General features: G+C 50.6%; 20 protein-coding genes. 8 read left to right on the forward strand and 12 right to left on the reverse strand.

Annotated elements, in window-relative coordinates; translation table 11 throughout:
- Positions 1 to 637 precede the first annotated feature (637 nt).
- Positions 638 to 1,561: a UDP-3-O-acyl-N-acetylglucosamine deacetylase gene (lpxC, locus tag CEK71_RS07095; protein ID WP_088618735.1), complete on the reverse strand. Its 924-nt coding sequence runs from the start codon at positions 1,559 to 1,561 to the stop codon at positions 638 to 640.
- A gap of 285 nt (positions 1,562 to 1,846) precedes the next feature.
- On the opposite strand from lpxC, the gene zapE reads away from it, so the two are divergent.
- Complete coding sequence (gene zapE, locus CEK71_RS07100; RefSeq protein WP_088618736.1) at positions 1,847 to 3,004, forward strand: cell division protein ZapE; 1,158 nt, start codon at positions 1,847 to 1,849, stop codon at positions 3,002 to 3,004.
- Here the strand turns inward: zapE and CEK71_RS07105 are convergent.
- Positions 3,001 to 3,849 (reverse strand): GNAT family N-acetyltransferase, encoded by an 849-nt coding sequence (locus tag CEK71_RS07105; protein ID WP_088618737.1) that lies wholly within the window; start codon positions 3,847 to 3,849, stop codon positions 3,001 to 3,003. The genes zapE and CEK71_RS07105 overlap by 4 nt on opposite strands.
- A gap of 158 nt (positions 3,850 to 4,007) precedes the next feature.
- On the opposite strand from CEK71_RS07105, the gene CEK71_RS07110 reads away from it, so the two are divergent.
- The 6 genes from CEK71_RS07110 to mtgA all read left to right on the forward strand — a co-directional run bounded on the left by CEK71_RS07110 (position 4,008) and on the right by mtgA (position 9,881).
- On the forward strand, positions 4,008 to 4,667 hold the full coding sequence (locus CEK71_RS07110) for a CerR family C-terminal domain-containing protein (RefSeq protein ID WP_088618738.1): 660 nt from the start codon (positions 4,008 to 4,010) through the stop codon (positions 4,665 to 4,667).
- Positions 4,664 to 5,824 (forward strand): ABC transporter permease, encoded by a 1,161-nt coding sequence (locus CEK71_RS07115; RefSeq protein WP_088618739.1) that lies wholly within the window; start codon positions 4,664 to 4,666, stop codon positions 5,822 to 5,824. Before CEK71_RS07110 ends, CEK71_RS07115 begins: the two co-directional genes overlap by 4 nt.
- 17 nt (positions 5,825 to 5,841) lie before the next feature.
- The gene (locus CEK71_RS07120) at positions 5,842 to 6,552 is read left to right on the forward strand and encodes an ABC transporter ATP-binding protein (protein ID WP_088618740.1); all 711 of its coding nucleotides are present in this window, start codon (positions 5,842 to 5,844) and stop codon (positions 6,550 to 6,552) included.
- 111 nt (positions 6,553 to 6,663) lie between these two features.
- On the forward strand, positions 6,664 to 7,626 hold the full coding sequence (locus tag CEK71_RS07125) for an efflux RND transporter periplasmic adaptor subunit (RefSeq protein ID WP_088618741.1): 963 nt from the start codon (positions 6,664 to 6,666) through the stop codon (positions 7,624 to 7,626).
- Positions 7,627 to 7,631: 5 nt separating this feature from the next.
- The gene (locus CEK71_RS07130) at positions 7,632 to 9,152 is read left to right on the forward strand and encodes an efflux transporter outer membrane subunit (RefSeq protein ID WP_088618742.1); all 1,521 of its coding nucleotides are present in this window, start codon (positions 7,632 to 7,634) and stop codon (positions 9,150 to 9,152) included.
- 18 nt (positions 9,153 to 9,170) lie between these two features.
- Complete coding sequence (gene mtgA / locus CEK71_RS07135) at positions 9,171 to 9,881, forward strand: monofunctional biosynthetic peptidoglycan transglycosylase (protein ID WP_198328492.1); 711 nt, start codon at positions 9,171 to 9,173, stop codon at positions 9,879 to 9,881.
- A gap of 34 nt (positions 9,882 to 9,915) precedes the next feature.
- Here the strand turns inward: mtgA and CEK71_RS07140 are convergent, their stop codons facing one another.
- The 3 genes from CEK71_RS07140 to CEK71_RS07150 all read right to left on the reverse strand — a co-directional run bounded on the left by CEK71_RS07140 (position 9,916) and on the right by CEK71_RS07150 (position 12,463).
- Positions 9,916 to 10,530, reverse strand: coding sequence for a hypothetical protein (locus tag CEK71_RS07140; RefSeq protein ID WP_088618743.1), 615 nt, complete (start codon positions 10,528 to 10,530; stop codon positions 9,916 to 9,918).
- 212 nt (positions 10,531 to 10,742) lie between these two features.
- A complete protein-coding gene (locus CEK71_RS07145) occupies positions 10,743 to 11,519 on the reverse strand; it encodes a sterol desaturase family protein (RefSeq protein ID WP_088621532.1) in 777 nt (258 codons plus the stop codon).
- A 158-nt stretch (positions 11,520 to 11,677) separates the two neighbouring features.
- Entirely contained in the window at positions 11,678 to 12,463 is a 786-nt protein-coding gene (locus CEK71_RS07150) for a PEP-CTERM sorting domain-containing protein (RefSeq protein ID WP_170065010.1), read from the reverse strand.
- A gap of 466 nt (positions 12,464 to 12,929) precedes the next feature.
- Between CEK71_RS07150 and CEK71_RS07155 the strand changes: the two genes are divergently transcribed.
- A complete protein-coding gene (locus CEK71_RS07155) occupies positions 12,930 to 13,532 on the forward strand; it encodes a nitroreductase family protein (RefSeq protein ID WP_088618745.1) in 603 nt (200 codons plus the stop codon).
- 138 nt (positions 13,533 to 13,670) lie between these two features.
- Here the strand turns inward: CEK71_RS07155 and cobT are convergent, their stop codons facing one another.
- From cobT to CEK71_RS07190, 7 genes are all read right to left on the reverse strand, one after another.
- Complete coding sequence (gene cobT, locus CEK71_RS07160) at positions 13,671 to 14,711, reverse strand: nicotinate-nucleotide--dimethylbenzimidazole phosphoribosyltransferase (RefSeq protein ID WP_088618746.1); 1,041 nt, start codon at positions 14,709 to 14,711, stop codon at positions 13,671 to 13,673.
- A complete protein-coding gene (gene bluB / locus CEK71_RS07165; protein ID WP_088618747.1) occupies positions 14,702 to 15,361 on the reverse strand; it encodes a 5,6-dimethylbenzimidazole synthase in 660 nt (219 codons plus the stop codon). Before bluB ends, cobT begins: the two co-directional genes overlap by 10 nt.
- A 32-nt stretch (positions 15,362 to 15,393) precedes the next feature.
- The gene (locus tag CEK71_RS07170) at positions 15,394 to 16,245 is read right to left on the reverse strand and encodes a quinoprotein dehydrogenase-associated putative ABC transporter substrate-binding protein (RefSeq protein ID WP_408630482.1); all 852 of its coding nucleotides are present in this window, start codon (positions 16,243 to 16,245) and stop codon (positions 15,394 to 15,396) included.
- Between the two features lie 23 nt (positions 16,246 to 16,268).
- Positions 16,269 to 16,550 (reverse strand): hypothetical protein, encoded by a 282-nt coding sequence (locus CEK71_RS07175; RefSeq protein ID WP_232463780.1) that lies wholly within the window; start codon positions 16,548 to 16,550, stop codon positions 16,269 to 16,271.
- Positions 16,551 to 16,838: 288 nt separating this feature from the next.
- Complete coding sequence (locus CEK71_RS07180) at positions 16,839 to 18,134, reverse strand: MATE family efflux transporter (RefSeq protein WP_088618750.1); 1,296 nt, start codon at positions 18,132 to 18,134, stop codon at positions 16,839 to 16,841.
- A gap of 150 nt (positions 18,135 to 18,284) precedes the next feature.
- On the reverse strand, positions 18,285 to 19,454 hold the full coding sequence (locus CEK71_RS07185) for a YncE family protein (RefSeq protein WP_088618751.1): 1,170 nt from the start codon (positions 19,452 to 19,454) through the stop codon (positions 18,285 to 18,287).
- Positions 19,455 to 19,532: 78 nt separating this feature from the next.
- Positions 19,533 to 19,808, reverse strand: a complete 276-nt coding sequence (locus CEK71_RS07190; protein ID WP_088618752.1) for a DUF4242 domain-containing protein — start codon at positions 19,806 to 19,808, stop codon at positions 19,533 to 19,535.
- Between the last annotated feature and the right edge of the window lie 48 nt (positions 19,809 to 19,856).

Genomic DNA, 19,856 nt, shown 5'->3' on the forward strand with positions numbered 1-19,856 from the left:
TCTTGTGACTAATGGGATTAATAAAAACTCTGTTTTATTTAAAAGCCTGATAAAACTTAAAAAATCATAAGCTAATCTCAATTTTAATTATTAAAAAATAATATATCTGAAAGATAAATTTAATGAGTTGTTTTAGTCTAAGTTAAAAAACTATTAAATGAAATTAACTATTACTATTAAAAATAGTCAATATTTAACAAATGGCACGCCTACGGCAATAAGCAGCTGATATTTAAAGCTAAAATATTTATTGTCGGCATGATTAAAAACGGTTTTTTTATGAATAACCATCTAAATCAAGCAACGGAAAGATGCAAGCCACTGACTCCTTCGCTTAGCAAAGCCAAGGATAAACAGTAAAAATGCAAAGTGGCGGGTATTAACAGCTAGCGTAAGAATAACCTCGCTAACTTTTTTGGGGACACAAGCAAAAGACGCGGCTCGCGTAGCTGTGCCAGATATAATCTGGCGATCGCTCCGGGAAGCCTATTTTTGGCGTGGTTAAAAACCGTAAAGGTTATGGTCTTGTGGCTTGTAGAATAGGGGATTTAGCCAGCGTGAACGGGATATTAACCCGTTCCGTGACTTATTATTAGTGAAGAGGGGGGGGATTAGCGCTTACACTAATGTAAGGCTTTTATGATTCAGGGCGTTGCGATTGCGCGGAACGCATAAAAGAAATCGGCGCATCATTTTCGTTATCGAACGTGACCATTTCCCAAGCGTCTTTCTCTTCAAGCAATTTACGCAATAATTTGTTATTCAAACCATGGCCGGACTTATGGCCGGTAAAGCCGCCAATCAGGCTATAACCCAGTAAGTACAGGTCGCCGATGGCATCAAGAATCTTATGTTTGACGAATTCGTCAGCACAACGCAGGCCTTCTTCATTGAGGATTTTATAGTCATCGACAACAATGGCGTTATCTAAACTGCCGCCCAATGCCAGATTGTTTTGCCGTAACATATCAATGTCTTTCATAAAGCCAAAGGTTCTGGCACGGCTGACTTCCTTGACGAAGGTGGTGGACGAGAAGTCCATTGTCGCCGTTTTGACATGTTCTTCAAAAGCAGGATGTTCAAAATCAATGGTAAACGTGACTTTAAAGCCGTCGAAGGGATCAAAAGCGGCCCATTTATCGCCGTCTTCAACCAGCACCCGACGTTTGATGCGGATATATTGTTTAGGGCACTCCTGCTCTTCAACCCCGGCAGATTGCAATAAAAACACAAAAGGCCCGGCACTGCCGTCCATAATCGGCACTTCGGCGGCACTGACATCAATCATGGCATTATCAATACCCAAACCCGCAAATGCGGACAATAAATGCTCAACTGTGGAGATTTTCACCCGCCCCGCAACCAACGTGGTCGACAGCACTGTTTCACCAACATTATTGGGCGATGCTTGGATAGTGACGGGGTCCGCAAGGTCGACACGGCGGAATCTGATGCCCGTATTCGCTTCGGCAGGACGTAAGGTCAGATAGACTTTTTCGCCGCTGTGCAAGCCGACACCCGTGGCCCGAATAGTATTTTTTAACGTACGCTGTTTGATCATAAACTCATTAACTCCGAATGAAAGGAGCAAAAACCGTGAATATTATCACAATTTGTTAAGAAGGAAGCATGTTAACGCCAAGCATTACAGCGCATAAAGGCATTAATATGATTTGGATAGTGACTATTTACAGCCAGCAATAGGTACCGATAGTTTGGCGTAGCGATTAATGCTACTCTTACTGCCGCTCTTAGTGCTATTTTTGATGTTAACTCTTGATTGACCATTTCATTAAAGAAAAGCTTCAACCCATAAAGAGCTGACTTTACTATTTTTTACGGAATTATGCTAAAACATTTTTTTCAGCCCCGCCCTACCCTGCCTCCCGATCCTGCGCCTGAGTTAGCAGGCTTATTAGCGGGCAGATATGCACAGCAAGTTGTGCAAAAACAACTCCGGCAAGACCCCGCCCAACTCCAAACGTTGCAAGTTTTGCAAATCTTGTTGGAGGAATTGGCGGCGCAGGAGGGCGGCAAGCAGCGGCCTTGCCGGAGCGTATACATTTATGGTGATGTCGGGCGCGGCAAATCCATGCTAATGGCATTGTTTTACGAAGCCTGCCCCATTACCCAAAAACGTCGGGTACATTTTAATACCTTCATGCAGGAAGTTCACACATTTATCTATAAATGGCGGCAACAAAACCAAACTGACGCGATTTCCGCCTTGGCGCAAAATATCCGCAGCTCGGTGCGGCTATTGTGTTTTGACGAGTTCCATGTCACCGATATTGCCGATGCCATGATTTTAGGGCGTTTGTTCGGTAAGCTGTTTGAACTGGGGCTGGTGGTGGTGATCACTTCCAACCGTCACCCTAATGACCTTTATCAAGGCGGCCTACAGCGCGAGCAATTTTTATTTTTCATTAGCATTTTAGAAAAAGCCGCGCATATTATAGAGCTGTCTGCCGAGCAAGACTACCGTTTAGGCCATGGCAGTGCGCAACAGGTCACTTATTATTGCCCGCTTAGCGAAGTGCCGGGCGAACGGACTGAGCAGATGCGCCAATTTGTTTGGCAAACCTATCGGGAATTATCGGAAGGGGCCTTGTTACAGCCGGATTTTGTCACCGTCTTAGGCCGTGAAATCCAACTAAAAGCCACCTATCAGGATATTCTGTTCACCTCATTTGACGAACTGTGCGCCCAAGCCCTCAGCGCCGCCGATTATCTGGCGATGGCCGGACGCTTTAACATCGTCATGATGGTCGGCATCCCTCAGCTGTCCGCCGAAAAGCGCAACGAAGCCAAGCGTTTTATGACCTTAATCGATGTGTTATATGAGCATACCATCAAGCTGATTTGCAGCGCCCAAGTCCCCGCCCCTGAGCTGTACACCGAAGGCGACGGCGCGTTTGAGTTTAAGCGCACCGTCTCCAGGCTGATTGAAATGCAATCGGACAGCTATTGCCAACGTGCCGACGCATTGCGCCAAAACCGTTAACCCAGCTCAAGGCTGGTCACGGCAAAGAGCTTGCCGATAGCAACATTGGGCGGGGATTGCGTGTACATCCGCGCCGTTTCAAAAACCGGCTGCATGGCACGGTCAGCCGCTAAGGCTAAAGCCTCGCGGTTAGGTTCGGGGATGTCCATAAAAAAAGGGCTACCTTCGGGCAAGGTCGCCACTAAGGCCGTTAATAACGCTTCGGCAACGTTGGCGGTATCCGCCAGCAGCGGCCCTAGCCGATAACCGCCATGGCAAGCACGGATGACCCCAAAACCTTGCAGCCGCCCTTCCCTCACCACCGCCAAGGCCGTGCCGTGGGTTTGGTTTAGCCAAGCCTTTAAAAACCCTGGCCTAGGCGCTGGAAACAAGGTACTGTCATACGCCAATAATTCCGCAAACGGCACACTGGCCGCTGCCCTGATGCCATTATCTGAGCTGGCGGCCTCCACCGTACTTAAGCCTTGATAACGGACATGCCGATAGGCGCTGTGAAAACCCGATTTCTGATAATTGCCCTGTTGGGCTACTACCCCGTCCAAGCCTATATTACCGCCTTGTAAATAAGCCATGGCCGTTTGCCAAAGCTGCATACCAAAACCCTGCCCACGGTAGTCTGGCTTGACGATATACAGCCCGATAAAGCCGTACTCTGGGCTATATTTCACTCCCGAAATGCTGCCTATCGGCTCGCCATCCAATAAGCCGAGAAAAAACCCTTGCGGGTCGGTCGGGTAAAAATACCCGGCATCTGCCACCCCAGGCCGCCAGCCTTCTTGCCCTGCCCAGCCCAAAACCGTTGTCAGCTCCGTTGAGCCCATTGTACGGATCAGATATTCAGCCATTTTTTTAACCTCTTATGTAAATGTGGGTAGGGTTTACTATGCTTAGCTTTTCGCTTGCTTTCAAGCTTTAATTAGGGAAATTGGCACACTCTTGCATTGCCACCTACAGCATTTTCTTATACAATCATTTCAAACAACTGTTTAATACTGCCGTTTACATGTTAGAGACCCGCTCAGCAACCAAGCCAGAATTAGCCATTAACCGCTTATTGCAAATTGCCGTGGAAGTGTTTGCCGAGCAGGGCTACCGTGACGCGACCGTGCGCGAAATTTGTACCCGCGCCAATGTCAATGTGGCGGCAGTTAATTATTATTTCCGCAGCAAGGAAGGCTTGTATACGGAAGCATTGGTTTTTGCCTTTACCGAACTGAACAAACTCTACCCTTACCAAGCTGCCGAGGATGTCGGTTTGCCGCCTGAGCAACGCCTAAACCTATTTATCCAACATTTTCTCAATAAATTATTGGATGACAGCCATTTGGGTATACCGGGCAAACTGATTAGCCGGGAAATTGCCGAGCCGACCAAAGCCTTGGATATCATCATCGCCAAGGCGATTATTCCGCAATGTGCGTTGCTGGAAGAGATTATCTTAGTATTGTTAGGTGGACAGGCCGATAAAATGCTCTTGCAACGGTGTGTGATGAGCATTTTAGGGCAATGTCTGATGTTTAAGCATTCGCGGTCGATTATTGACCGCCTGTTTCCTGAAGCAATTGCCGGCCCCGCCGCCATACAAGCGAGCAGCCAGCATATCGCCGCGTTTTCCCTAGCGGCGCTCCAGCAATTAAAGCCCGCCGTCGAGAGTCCGTTATGAATCATATCGCCTTAAAAATGCTGATGGGAGATAAAGGCAAATATCTAGGGATTGTCATGGGGCTGACGTTTGCCTCACTGATTATGACTCAGCAGCCAGCCATTTTCATCGGCCTGATGGCACGTTCTTACAGCTTTATTTCTGATGTCGGTTTGCCCGACATTTGGGTGATGGATCCCAAAGTGCAGTTTATTGACGACATTAAGCCCATGCAGGAAACCGAACTGTACCGGGTGCGCGGCATCACTGGCGTGGAATGGGCAATGCCCTTGTATAAGGGCTTATTAAAAGCCCGTCTCACTGACGGGGCGTTTCAGACTTGTAATGTCGTTGGTTTGGATGATACTACATTGATCGGCGGCCCGGCAGTGATGTTGGAAGGCAAGCTGAGCGATTTACGCCGCAGTGATGGCGTGATTGTCGACATTGACGGTGCGAGTGAAAAGCTGGCGAAACCGGCGGCAACCCCAGACGGTAAGAAAACACCGCTGAAAGTGGGTGATAGCCTAGAATTAAATGACCGCCGCGCCATCGTGGTCGGTTTGGCAAAAGTGACCCGCACCTTCCAGTCACAGCCTGTCATTTACACCACTTATTCACGGGCTAAATCCTACGCGCCTGTAGAGCGAAAAATGCTCTCGTTTGTTTTGGTAAAAGCCAAACCCGGCCAAGATAAAGCGGAATTGGTCAAACGCATAGTGGCCATCACAGGCTTGGAGGCCTATACCCAAGATGATTTTAAAAAATTGACCTATTCCTATTTTCTGAAAAATACGGGCATTCCGATTAACTTTGGCATCACCATCGCTTTAGGCTTTATCGTCGGCACGGCTATCGCCGGGCAAACGTTTTACAACTTCACCCTGGAAAATTTGCGCCAATTTGGGGTATTAAAAGCCATGGGGGCAAGCAACGGCATCCTCTTGCGGATGATCTTACTGCAAGCCGTGGTGGTGGGCAGTATTGGCTATGGTTTAGGGGTCGGCATCGCCGCCTTATTCGGCTTTTTGATGCGCCATAGCATTTTGGCTTTTAAGATGCCTTGGCAATTGCTGGTGTTTAGCGGCGGTGGGGTCGGGCTGATTTGCGTCATGGTCGCCCTCATCAGCATCATGAAAGTCATCCGTTTAGAACCCGCCATTGTTTTTAAGAGCTAAACCTTGGGAATCCCGTCATGAACGCCACGCCGTTAGCTATCCGTTGCCGTGATATTGTTAAGACCTACGACACAGGCGGCCAAGTGGTAACTGCGCTCAACGGTGTGAATTTGGATATTAACATGGGCGAACTGATGATGTTGGTCGGCCCTTCAGGTTGCGGAAAAACGACCCTCATCTCCATTATTGCCGGTATTCTTGACCAAACATCGGGTGACTGTGAATTGTTTGGCGAGAACTTGTTGACCTTACGCAGTAAGGACAAATTACGGTTCCGCGCCGAAAATATAGGCTTTGTCTTCCAAGCTTATAATTTGCTGCCCGCCCTGAATGCCGCCGAAAATGTCTCGGTGCCGTTAATTATCAACGGGGTAAAGCGTGGTGAGGCCGAGCGGCGGGCGGCGCAAATGTTGGAAAAAGTGGGCTTGGGCGAACGGACAATGTCCTTACCTGCGCAACTGTCCGGTGGCCAGCAGCAACGGGTCGCCATCGCCCGCGCTTTAATACACGGCCCGCGCCTGATTGTCTGCGACGAACCTACCAGCGCCTTGGATCACGAAAGTGGCCAGAATGTCATGAACTTGCTAAAAGCCGTAGCCCTCGATCAACAGCGGGTTTTGGTGATTGTGACCCATGATGCGCGGATTTTTAATTTTGCCGACCGTATCGCCGAAATGGACGACGGGCATATTGTCAACGTGGCGCATTCCGCTGCCGAGCTGAAATAACCCCACGTCCGCACCGCAGATTTTTAAACTCTCATGTCGGTGCGGTTCTAAACGTAATTAGGCTTTAACGTAAGGGTACGCCAGACGTATCCCACCCTATCCAGAGGCGTTATGAAAATCAGACATGTCTTGCCGGTACTCGCCAGTGCCGGATTTATTTTTGCCATTTATACCGTCATCAGCGGTAGCCAACCCATGCCCGTGGCCGCTGCCGTGGCCGAACCCGCTTCCGCGCCGTTCCAAAGCTTTATTGCCGGAGCCGGGATCATCGAAGCCAAAAGCCAAAACATCGCTATCGGCACACCGCTGTCGGGTATCGTCAACGTGGTCACCGTCAAGGTCGGCGATAAGGTCAAAGCGGGTGCGGTGTTGTTTTATCTGGATGACCGTGAGGCAAAAGCCACCCAAGCGGTCAGACACGCCGATCTTGCCAAAGCCCAAGCCGAAGTCAATGTCGCGCTCGCTAACGTCAATGACAGCCAAGCGCTGAGCCGCTTAGCCGAAGCAGTCACCGACAAGCGGGCGATCAGCGGCGAAGAGTTGCTGAAACGGCAAAACACGCTGTTAATCGCCAAAGCCCAGCTAGAGAGCGCCAAAGCGGCAGTACAGCAAATGGCGGCGGCTCTGGCGGATAGCCAAACCACCTTGGACAGGCTGGTGATACGCGCCCCTGTTGACGGCGAAGTGTTGCAAATCAATCTGCGGCCAGGTGAATTTGCCCAAGCGGGCGGCGGTAATGCCTTGCTGGTGTTGGGTAATTTAGACCAACTCCATGTCCGGGTCGATATTGACGAGAATGACGCGTGGCGTTTCGATAAAAGCCGTCCGGCAGTGGCGTATTTACGCGGCAACCGCGATTTTAAATTTCCCCTGCAATTGGCTTATGTCGAGCCGTTCGTCGTGCCGAAAAAATCCCTCACCGGCGACAGCACCGAGCGGGTCGACACCCGCGTGTTACAAGCCTTGTATAGCTTTGACCGTAAGCAGTTTTCAGTGTATGTCGGCCAGCAAATGGATGTGTTTATCGAAGCACAAGCCTTTGCCGAGCCCAACACCCCCAAAACGGGAGGCTAGCAGCGATGAAGCCCTCCTTCTTAGTGTGCCTGAGTATGACGCTGAGCGCGTGTACGGCGGTAGGCCCCGATTATAAGCCCCCGACCGTTAGCACCCCCAAGCAATGGCAAGGTATGGCCGCGCCAACGGCAGCACAAGCCAAGCAAGCGGACGCATGGTGGCAAACTTTTCGCGACCCGCAACTCAATCAACTGATTAATGAGGCCATTACCGCCAATTTAGACGTAAGGAAAGCCTTGATGCGTGTTAAAGATGTCCGCGCCCAGCGCGTGGCCATTTATGCCTCGGCGTTGCCGAGCATGACCGCCAGAAGCAATATCAGCCGCCGCTTAAACAATACCTCTAGCGGCTCGTCAGCGGCGGGCGGCAGTAGTGCGGGCGGCGGTTTTGGCATCGGCAACCAACTGATTGACATTTTCCAGACCGGCTTTGATGCCCAATGGGAACTGGATTTTTTTGGCGGCGTCAGGCGGGCGGCGGAAGCGGCGGATGCGACGGTAGACAGCGAAATCGAAAACAGCCGGGACATTTTAGTGACCTTGCTTGCCGAAGTCGCCAGAAACTATCTGGAATTACGCGCCAACCAACAATTGTTGGGCATCACCCAAGCTAACGTAACAAGTCAAGCCGATACCTTGGCATTGACGCAAATCCGCCAGCAATCGGGGTTGGCAGACAGTTTGGCAGCCGTCCGCGCTGAGGCGCAACTGGCGACCACCCAAGCGCAACTGCCCAATTATGAAAGCCAAATCCAACAAAAGCTGCACGCGCTCAGCCTGTTATTGGGCAAGCAACCTGCCGCCCTGAATGGCAAGCTGCAACGCCCTGCCCCGCTGCCCAGCGTAGCGGCTACGGTCATCCCCGACTTACCTTCGGAACTGTTAAAACGCCGCCCCGATATTCGCCGTGCCGAACGCTTATTGGCAGTGGCGACCGCCAATATCGGCGTTGCCAAGGCGGAGCTGTACCCTAAGCTGAACCTGACCGCGTTTCTGGGTTTGCAAAATATGAGCGTCAAGGATGTCACGCCTATCGGCAAGTCGTGGTCAACCGCCGCCTCCCTGACCCTGCCGATTTTTAACTGGGGCAATCTGCAAGCCAATGTCAGCAGCAAGCAAGCCTTATCCGAAGAAGCCAAGCTAAGCTATGAAACGGCGGTGCTAACGGCTTTTAAAGACGTTGAAGACTCGCTGATAGCCTACAGTAAAGAACAGCAACGTCACCAGGCCTTAGCGCGTGCCGTGGCGGCTAACCAGTTGGCGGTGCAATTGGCGACCGAACGCTACCAAAAAGGCCTGACGGCTTTTACGGAGGTGTTGGACAGCCAACAAGCGCTCTACCAAACCCAAAGCAGCCAAGCCGAAAGTAACCTGATGGTTGCCAGCAACTTGGTGGCACTTTATAAGGCTTTAGGAGGGGGGTGGCAAACGCCGGTCAGCACCTCAATGTGCCAAGATTGCAAAAATAGCTGGGCGGAGAGTATTCATCAGGAGGTAAAGGCTTTATTATATAAAAACCAGCCTTAAACCGCCTTTAGTCAGCATTTGTCCACACATCACGATACCCCCATACCGCCGCGATGGCCGATTAGCGTTATCTTACGCAATCTGCTGTTATTCTTCCTCTTATCGTCTATCGGCTTATGCACTCTGCTCCGTTGGTTGCCGCCCCCGACATCAGGGATGATGCTCTATCGGCACGGCGAAGACTTGTTGGCGGCGGGCATATTCCAAGCCATTGATTACCGTTGGACGAGTCTGGACAATATCGCCAGTGCCGCACCGTTAGCCGCCATTGCCAGCGAAGACCAGAACTTTTTTCAACATAACGGCTTCGACCTTGCGTCTATTGAAGCCTCGCTTGAGGTTTATAATCATGGCGGCAAACTGCGCGGGGCCAGCACCATCTCCCAGCAAGTCGCTAAGAATCTGTTCCTGACCCCCTCGAAAAATGTCGTCCGCAAAGGCTTGGAAGTTTGGTTCACGTTATTGCTGGAAATGCTCTGGGATAAGCAACGGATTTTGGAGGTGTATCTGAACATCGCCGAATTTGGCGACCATATTTTCGGCATTGAAGCGGCCAGCCAACATTATTTTGGCATTCCCGCCAAACAATTAAGCCGCCAACAAGCGGCCTTGTTGGCGGCAACCTTACCTAACCCGATTAAGTTTAGGGCGACCCAGCCATCGGCGTATTTGCTCAAACGCCAGCAATGGATACTGCGGCAAATGCAAAACTTAGGGGGATTGCCATGATTGGAAAGCTTTCAGGGCGAGACCCAGTTTCTTGTTACTTAGGCACGGTATCGGGTGAGCTGTCCACCAAACGCGCACTGTACACAATCGGGCTAAGGACTTCGGTGCTGGCACGCACCAACTCCAATTGCACAAAGTAAGCGTTGTTATGGAAGTCGAAGCTAGCATCAAAGGTCACATAACCTTCAGTACGCCCTACAGTGCTATTCGTGTTGCTATTAAAGATTGCCAAAGTGCTGGTCGCGCCAGTGGCGCGTTTAACCTGAATGAGTCTGGCAACGACTGAAGCATCGGTTTTTTGCAAATCCGGATCCATATAACCGATAATCAAGGTGTTCCATTTGGGGTTGACATTCGCGTCTAAAGGATTATCGACATTACAACGGCCTACCAGCGGAAAAACCCCGCCTTTACGGTTAGGGGTACTCACCGCACTGCCAAGATAATAAAAGTCGGCATAATTAAACGCATACTGCTTTAAACCGCTTTCATCCACCGCACAGGTTGACGCGAGTGTTGTCCAAGGTGAGGGGTCATTCCACTCAATGCGGCCGGCAACATCGGCGGCGGCTTGGCCGCCATAAGTGAAACTGGCTAAAGTTAAAGCCAGAGCGGCAAGTTTGCCGACTTTATTGACTGCTGTTTTCATGATCGTCTACTCCAAGTGCTATTATTAGATGCCCTATAAGGGCTTGCTTCAAATAAGGCCAAGGCGTTACGCAAGATCCTGGGCGGTTTTTGAAGTCAGGTATAGCTTAGGACGATTTTACAAACAAGTGTTATGCGTTATAACCACTATCATTGTGCCGTATTTACCCGACATATGGGTATGATTTTTAGCTAAGCCTTGATATGGCTGGCTCAGCCTTTAGGTTGACCGGATGGCTTGATTTGCCTGTAAAAAGGCTGGAGCATTTGTTTTAACAGACTTGGGGTCATCGGCGTATCAATGCCATAGCGTTTAGGCCAAGCGTCCTTAGGCAAATAATAAGTGCCGAACAACTTGTCCATCCACGGCAACATCGCCGCATAGTTTTTATTGATGACGTGTAGATTGTCTTTCGTGTGATGCCAATGATGAAAAGCTGGCGTAGAGATAAACCATTCCAAGCAGCCAAACCGCCAACGCAGATTGGCATGGATAAAAAACCCCCAAACCGTACCGACTAACGTAACCAGCAAAGGCAATAAATCCACCTGATCGGCAGCCGGTGGTTGCGCCAACCCCAACAAAAGCATCGGCACAAAACCGCATAAGCGCGGCAACGCCAAATCTATCGGGTGGGCGCGGGTATTGACCAGCCAATCTATCTGTTCGGCACTGTGGTGGATGGCATGGAAACGCCATAAGAAGGGGATTTCGTGCATCCAACGGTGCCCCCAATAAGTACCGAATTCCCCCACGACCATAGCGGCGGCAAAACGCGCCCATAGCGGTAATTCAGAGACATAGCGGTGCAATTCTACGGGCATCAGATCACGCAGCCCCAGCGTGATAAAAGTCATCGGCAGGACTAAGAAAAACTTGGGCAACAAACCGCTTAAAAAAAAGTAACTTAAATCGGTCAACCAAGCTTTGCGGAAAAATGCTTGCCGATGTAAGGGCCAAAGCGCCTCTAAAGGTGCAAAGATAACCATAATAATCAGTAGCCAAAGCGATAGCCTGAAAACATCAATGACAAAAGATGGCGCGTTTTGAAGAAAGTCCATAATGAAACGGGAAGGCTATAAACAAAAAAAGCGGCGGCTGTTTTTAAACAGCCGCCGCTTCCATTTTTTTCTGCAATAATGGCTACTTAAGCCCGTTTAAGGCGGCGTTGCCGCATCAATCCAGCGGCTCCCATACCTAAAAAGACTAAAGCCAAACTACCCGGTTCGGGCAATTGTTCCGTAAGGGAAATGCCGTCAAGCAACGAAAAAGGCGGCTGCCCTAAAGGCCCACCCAACGCTAAAAAGCCCAACAGTTGGTTTTGCGCAGTAGCCCTAAACGTCATAGATTGATAAGACCAGCCAGTAAAGCCTTTGCTGGTATTGCTCATCACTTGTGACAAACGGGTGTCGCCGCCGCTGACAACCTGCGTTGAACCGCTATAGGTTTGCCCGTTAGGCAAAGTAATGCTATTGACGGTCGTTAACGAACCGCCAAAAGACACCTGCCACTGGTTGGTCGTGTTACCCGTAAAACCGGTTTGCTGTCCCGCCGCCTGATAAAAACGTAGCTGATACAAATGCCCGACACTCAGCCCAGTTAAGGTTTGGTAAAGTGTGGTCAATTGATAGGCGCCGTCACTGACGATAAATTTACCGCCATCCGGGCTAGACGTAGGGATGGTATTCAGCCCGCCATTGCCTTTATCCCATAACCTAATGCCATTGCTGCCATTAATGCTGGTACCCGCCGTACCGGGAAAAGCCAAAAACGTATAACCGTTACCAGACCCGGCCCCAACAGTCCAACCGGATAAGGCATGGGTACCGCTTTGGAGTAAGGTTGATCCGGTCGCCGTAGTGGTTTCAAAAGAACCATTGTTGACAAACTCGACTTGCCCTGCAAAAGCTGCCGTAGAAACGGATAAAGACAACGCCGCGCATCCTATGGCAAGGAAGCCGCGTAACGCGTGAAGATTTGTGCTAAATGAACAGGCCATTGGTCACTCCAATTAAGTGTGTCACTAAAGATAACTTTCAAATATAAAGCGATCTCGCGGAACAACACCTTAATTCCTACGAGGGCACGGAGGGTACATAAAAAATAACCATTGGTTATGGACACTATTTTAAATAATTTACAGCATTTTATATACCATTTTTTTTATAAAAACCGTATTTCTGATAAAAACCCATACACTATATGCAATAGATGGGCTTTTTATTCGCCCTGAAAGACACTAGCCAATAAAAAAAGTGACAAAATGCGGCACTTGTTGACAAAAATACCGACTATATCCCGTTTTGTTTTCCAGTCTTCATGCCATTAAATGGTAGAATCGCCTTACAGACGCGCTTCTGGCCTTCCATCCCGCTGACCCTCTTTTTAGGAATTTAACTATGCAACTGAAACCTGCCGTAACATCCGTAGATATTCATGACCTTATCGCAAATCGTTGGAGTCCGCGGGCGATGGATCCTAGCAAACCCGTTAGCCATGCTGATTTACTGGCTTTGCTAGAAGCCGCCCGCTGGGCCGCTTCATGCTTCAACGATCAGCCATGGCGGTTTGTCGTTTGCGACAAAAGTACCGATCCGACTGGCTGGGAAGCGGCATTGGCGACTCTCGTCGAAAAAAACCGCCTTTGGGCGAAAAATGCCCCTGTGCTGATACTGTCAGTGGCCATGGCAAATTTTAACCATAACGGCCAAGCCAACCGCTGGGCCATGTACGATACTGGCGCGGCCAGCGCTACCTTAAGCTTGCAGGCTACCGCCTTAGGCTTGGTGGCACATCAGATGGGCGGGTTTGATGCCGATAAAGCGCGTCATACTTTCGCTTTGCCAGAGGACTGTACGCCAATGGCCATGATGGCAGTAGGCTATCAAGCTGAGGCGGCAAGCTTGGATGACATGTTCCAAGCCGCCGAAGTGGCGGAGCGCTCACGCGCCGAGGTCGGACAACAGTTTTATGCGGGGACGTGGGGCAAAGGTTTTGCCTAAGGGATTTGGTTTGGCATATAGAGTCCAGCGTTAAGCAAACGACAGGCTAAAATTGGTACACACGGTTAGGTAAGCGTACAGTGGCTGAAGACCATTGTACACCGGGCGGTATGGCCTCTCCAGTAAAGTGCAATGGCCTTACTGATTAACCCCCGCCTCAGCAAAGGTCGCCATCGTATTTAAAAATAGCACGGCGGATTGCAGTATAGGGTAAGCGATAGCGACCCCGGAGCCTTCGCCCAAACGCATATCCAAATTTAACAGCGCGGTGGCATTAAAATGCGTTAACAAAGCCTGATGGCCGCGCTCGTTGGAGACATGGCTGAACACGCAGTACGCCAATACCGCCGGATAACACTGTGCCGCCACCAACAACGCCGCACTGGCGATAAAGCCGTCCACCATAATCACCATGCCCAATTCGGCGGCTTGTAAGTACGCCCCAACCATCATGGCGATTTCAAAGCCGCCGAACGCCGCCAGAACCTCTAAAGGCGAGTCTGCCGACACGCTCTGATGCCGCGCCAGCACCTGCTCCAACACCGACATTTTATGGCGTAATTGCCCGTCATCCAGACCCGTGCCGCGCCCGACACAATCCGCCAAAGGCAAGCCCGTCAAGCGGTGCATCAGCAAACTAGCCGAAGCCGTATTGCCGATGCCCATCTCACCCAGCCCCAGGCAATTACAGCCCTGGGCATAGCTGGCTTTGACCAATTCCGCGCCTTTTTGCAGTGCCGCGTAACACTCTGCCGTACTCATCGCCGCTTCGGTAAGGCAGTTGCGTGTACCCCTAGCGATTTTGGCGGCAATTAAGCCCGGATACGCCGACAAATCGGCATCCACCCCCGCATCGACAATCCACAGCCCCAAACCGTGTTGCTTGGCAAAGACATTAATCGCCGCCCCGCCGTTAAGGAAATTGGCGACCATTTGCGCGGTAACGCTGGCCGGATACGCGCTCACCCCAGCCGCCGCCAACCCGTGGTCGCCCGCAAAAACGATAATCTGCGGCTTATTTAGCGTCGGCGTTAAGGTGTTTTGGATCAGGCCGATGCGTAAGGCCAACGCCTCCAATTGTCCTAAGGCTCCTAGAGGCTTGATTTTTTGATCGATTTTTTGCTGTAAGGCGGATGCCAAAGCCGAAGACGGCGGCACGATAGTAAAATTTAACGGCACGGGGGGGTATTCCAATAGTTCTCAAAGATCAGTTCGTCAAGATTCTGACGCTCGGCCCAGCCTGCTTGCTGCAATAGCGGCTGCTCATAAAACGTGGCGACATGGCCCAGACATAACACCGCGACCGGATGGCTATCCTCAGGCATGTCCAGCAGCCCCTTCAGTGCCTCAGGGGCAAACAGCGACACCCAACCCATGCCCAGACCTTCGGCCCGCGCCGCCAGCCAAATATTTTGGATGGCACAGGACACCGAAGCCAAATCCATTTCCGGCAAAGTCCGCCGCCCAAAAACATGCTGATCGCGCTGTCCGCATAATGCCGCGACCAACACCTCCGCACAGTCCAAAATACCCTCCACTTTCAGCTTCATAAAGCTGTCCTCGCGCTCCCGCAAAGCTTTGGCCGTCAACAGGCGTTCCTGCTCAACCAATTGGTGCAATTGCGCCCTCAGCGTCGGGCAACGGACACGGACAAACCGCCACGGCTGCATAAAACCCACACTGGGCGCGTGATGGGCAGCCGCCAGCAAACGCCTGAGCTGTTCGGGGGCAATCGGGTCGGGCAAAAAATGCCGCATATCACGCCGCTCATAAATCACCCGATAGACGGCGGCAATGTCGGCATCGGAATAGCGGTTATCAGCGGGCAAATGGTTTACCGTTGGGTTGTTCCTGCATGGCCTTAATCATCATCAGCCTTTTTTTGGGGAGCTTTCGGCAAATCTAACAAAGGGATATTATAAGACTCGATAATCTTACGGATATCCGCCGCTTTCGCCTGGATAAGCTTATCTAGCATAGCCTTACGGTCTTTATCACCGTTACGCACCCCCATCGCCATAGAAAACTCAAATTGGATGCCTTGCGACGAAACCATCGGGATAATGTTGTAACTGTTTTTAGGGCTTTGCGAAATGATATAGCCCGCCAACGGCCCCCAGACAATCACCATATCAATTTTCTTGGCTTTTAAATCCTTATCCAACTGCATGGCGATATTATTGTCCTCATCGCCCGACATCGACTGATACGGGATACCTTGGTCGAGCAAGCCGTTCTTTTGCATCCAAGTCGTGCCGGGGCTGCGGTCAAACATGGCAATCTGCAACTTTTCTTGTCGCTGCAACGGCATCAGCACCAATTGCTTGGTATCGGTAATGTCATCCCAGCCCCGCCCTTTAGCGATTAACAGCACATAAGTCGAACGGTAATAAGGCTGGGTGGTGAGGGTCATGTCCGAACCGTCCGGCACATTCATCACCACATCGCATTTAAACACCTTACTGTCGACTTCCTTATCGTTAACAGGCGCGGTCAAGGTATTGCGGATAAAACCGATACGTTGCGGAAACCAAGTGTACTCTAAAGGCTGGCCCAACTCCTTGGCGAACAGCTCGGCGATTTTGTTTTCAAACCCGTCTTGCTGCTTGCTGGAATACGGCGGGTTGAGCGGGTCGGCGCAGACCTTAAAAGGCTCGGCGGCAGCGGAAAACGTGACGGCGGCCAGACACAGTCCGGCCAAGAGTTTGGTCATATCCATTCGTTAAGTCTCAGATGTCAGTTAGCAATTTCTTCAATAAAGGTGTTTTCGATAGGCACTTGCACATAATGCTTATGCTCATCCCAAAAATAATAATAGCCCTTCTCGCTGGTCGTGACCTTACCGTTTTTAATGACCCAACTTTTTTCCGTAGGACCATTGGCATAAGTGACGCGATAATTGCCGTCCAGCAACTCCACCACCTTTCTGGATAACTGGTTCTGCTGGTCTTGAGTACAACCTACCAGCACTAGGGCAAATAACAAGCAACGGCATATAATAGGGGCTATGGTCATCATAATCGCTCTAATGGGCTAGGCATCCGCCTATTCTACACGCAAGCATGGCTTTCTGGGGAGATGGGGTGAAAATATAGGATGATGCCAATGGGGTTGCTAAAAATAAACACTATTCAGTATAGCTTTGCCGATCAATAAATAGATTACATTGTAAAAAATCTTGCTATATTGTCGCATCAAGAGTCCCTAAGCTACCCCAAAACCCAGCAATTAAACATCCGGCGACAAAAAACTAAACAAGCCACTGTACACATCAGCACCTAACAGGCCGTTATTGCGGTATAAACCCTAGCGTTGCCAGCCCCCAGAGCGTACCGACCAGCCCTTACCCAAGGCCTTAAGGAACGTGGATGCGCCAATCACCCACCAGACCGCCGCCGACCCGTAACCCAAATAAATAGCGAAAAACCAACTGAACGGGATGCGCAAAATATTTAACGGCGCTGACCAGTAAAAGATGGTCGTGGTTTTGCCTGCCCCGCTCAACACGCCTTCGGCTAAAGATTCATAAGCGACAAACAATTGTGCGAAGGCTAGGATTTGCGCATACCGCACCGCTTCGGCCAAGACTTGCGCATCTTTGGTAAACCAGCCGCATAACCACTGCGCCCCGAAGAAAAATATCCCCGTCACCAGCAAACCCGTTAAGGTCAATAATTTAAACCCCAACCGGATGGCCTGTTTGGCTTCGGTCACATCCCCTGCCCCCAGATTACGCCCGACCAGACTGGCGATGCCCATTGAAAAGCCCCAGAAAATCGGCCAAGTGAAGCCTTCTAAGGCCGAAAAACCGATGCCCAAGGCGGCATTAACCGGTGCACCCAAGGGAGAAATCACCCAATGCAGCATCGCCCCGTACACCAGCGAGAACATTAAAATCCCCCAACACATCGGCAAGCCGATTTTGGCGATTTTCAACACTGCGCCATCAAAGCCTAGGTGCCGGAACCGGAACGGGCAACTCCTGCGTAATAACAGCAAGCCGATTAAGGCGGCAACCGCTTGGCTCAATCCGGTTGCCATAGCGGAGCCGCCAATGCCGTAGCCTAAACGGTAGATACAGACGGGGTTTAGGACAATATTCAGCACGGTGGCGATAATTTGTAACCCTAAGACAATGCGGGTGCGTCCATAGGCGATAAAAATAGCATCTAAGGTCGGCATTATCGCTTGCGGCAAACAATACGCCGCTTGCCAGCGCAAGAAAAGGGTGGCTTGGTCGGCGACCGCGTCCGACAAACCCAGCAAATGCGTGATGGCAGGTGCGAACAGGCCGCTTAAGCCCAAGACCACTGCGCCGATCAGCACCGCTCCCGTCAATGCGTTACCGATCAGACGCTGTTGTTCGCCCGCCTGTTCCGCCCCCACGGCGCGGGCGACCAACGACAAGGTGCCTGCGGAGATAATCGAGTAAATGGCGTAATAGCCAATCAGGATAAACGTACAGGAAGCAATCGCGGCTTGGGCATCGACCCCCAGCCATTGTACGGCCTGCTGGTCGATGACCCGATAGGCGTTATTGAGCATTGCCGATAAGGCGGTGGGCAAGGTCAGGGCAATGAGTTGGCGGCTACGGATGGTCATGGATTAATTATTCAGAAAGTAGCTGGCAAAAACCAGACGTGATGACAGACAATAAACCGTATTGCAGGGGCTTAGTCAAACGCCCGGCCATTCAGCGGGCATAAAAAAAGCCGCATCAAGCGGCTTTTTGTTTACAGCTTAAGCGCTTTGTTAATGGGCATCATCATGATGCCATTCGGGTAACATGACGATGCAGTTCGGGTTAAAGCCTTGGTTTTTTAAAGTATCAATACTGGTTTTCTTTTCCATTTTCACCAAGTCGATAACACTGATGGAGCCGTCATCCATATTGGGCAGATTTAAAAAACTGTTTTGTACAAAAGCATAATGCTCGTCGGGCGAAAACACGACGTGGTGCGCCCCACCTGCGGTAGGGATGGATTTTAACAGTTTCGGTTGCGTCGGTTTGCTGATGTCGAAAACGTTCAACGCCCCTGGATTCGCCGTGGTGACAAACATGCGGTCATGTTTGTGGTTAAAGTAAATCTCTAACGGCACGCCTTGTTTAATCGGGCTGAAATCGTAGACTTCACGGAATTTCAAATCCTTGCTGTCTTTATCCCAAGTACCCGCCCAAATCGTCCCGCCAAACATATTGTTGACATAGACCGTCGCCGGATCAGCACCCGGCAAAAAGACCGCTTCGACAGGCGACACACCCGAAGGCGAGGGTTTGTCCGACAGCTTATGGGTAGACAACACTTTGCCGCTGCTGGCTTCAATCACGGTGACGGTTTCGCCGGCGTTACCTAAATCGGAAGGTCGCACCGTGCTGGTGACGACGATACGGTCAATATCATCCTGTAAGCCGATGCCGTGCGGATAGCTGATAAAAGCGCTTGCCGCGCCAGTTTCAGGGGCGGCGATGGTTTTGATGGCTTGGTCAGTTTGCGCGTCACCGACGATGACATTACTGGAACCCATACAGGTGAGATACCAGAATTTATTGTCCTTGGAAAAGGCGACATCTTCAGCGACTTGGCAATCGGGTACGGCAACCGTTTTTAGGCGGTACGGATATTTTTTCATATCCATGACTTGCAGGGGATTACTGCCTAATGCCGTCAAATAGGCTTTGCTGGCATCTTTATTGTAAAAAATATGGTGTCCGACCAAATCCGGCGGCAAAGGGATGTCCGTCACTATTTTGGCGAAATTGGCGGAGGCGGGATCAACATCAATAATCGCTATGCCTTCCCGTCTGGGGGTAACGTTGGGCTTGCTCTCATAATTGAGCATAGCCAGTATTTCCGCATGTGCCAGCGGTGACAGTAACGCCATGCTTAGCAACAAGGATTTTAGAGTATTTGTTGTTTTCATTGTCAACTCTTAAGGTAATGGATGGCGCAATCCGAAACCGGCACGTTTTAGCCAGTTCCGGTTTCGGATAGTGTGTGCTTAGGCTTCAGCAGTGGTCGGGTCGATGATGGTTTTTATTTCCGAGACGCGATTCGCCGGAAAACCGCCTTTTTCGGCATGTTCACGCACGGTATCCGCATCGGGGGCGATGTAAACGCAATAGACCTTATCATCGGTCACATAGCTTTCCAGCCATTGGATTTTCGGCCCCATATCGCTCAGGACACCGCAAGATTTTTGCGAAATACCTTGTAAATCGGCAGCAGTTAAAGCACCTGCTCCAGGAATATCGCGTTCGATAATATATTTTGGCATCAGTGGATCTCCTCGTTAATTTATAAAATGACCAGTCGTCTTGAAATC

Source organism: Methylovulum psychrotolerans (genome assembly GCF_002209385.1).
Lineage (GTDB): Bacteria > Pseudomonadota > Gammaproteobacteria > Methylococcales > Methylomonadaceae > Methylovulum > Methylovulum psychrotolerans.